Source organism: Micromonospora sp. 15K316 (assembly GCF_004348525.1).
Lineage (GTDB): Bacteria > Actinomycetota > Actinomycetes > Mycobacteriales > Micromonosporaceae > Micromonospora.
Genome location: NZ_SMKG01000453.1, coordinates 1 through 476 on the forward strand (window position 1 = coordinate 1; position 476 = coordinate 476).

Annotated in this window: 1 protein-coding gene; it reads left to right on the top strand. The window is 72.7% G+C overall.

Annotation, left to right across the window (positions count from 1 at the left end):
- Positions 1–44 precede the first annotated feature (44 nt).
- A partial coding sequence (locus E1211_RS32275) for a response regulator transcription factor (protein WP_132354033.1) occupies positions 45–476 on the top strand: 432 nt, incomplete at its 3' end.

The following is a 476-nucleotide window of genomic DNA, read 5'->3' on the forward strand; positions in this document are numbered from 1 at the left end:
GGCCACGGTTGGGCGGGACCGGGCGGGCCGAGGATGATGCCGTTATGACGGCCGTGCTGGTGATCGAGGACGACGACCGTATCCGGCTGGCGCTGCTGCTCGCACTCGAAGAGGAGGGCTACCGGGCGTACGGAGCCGCCACCGCGGAGGAGGGGCTGCGCCGGCAGCGCGCCGACCCGGCGGAGAACGTACTCGTCGACCTGATGCTTCCGGGCATGGACGGCTTCGAGTGCATCCGGCAGCTCCGCCGCGACGACGACGTGCCGATCGTGGTGGTCAGCGCCCGCGACGACACCCACGACATCGTCGCCGCGCTCGAGGCGGGCGCCGACGACTACGTGGTGAAGCCGGTGGCGATCAAGGAGCTGTCGGCGCGGCTGCGGGCGCTGCGACGTCGAGGTCGCGCCGGGGCCGTACCGGTCAGCAGCCACGTCGTCGGCGACTTGGAGGTCAGCCCGGAGGCGGGGGAGGTGCGC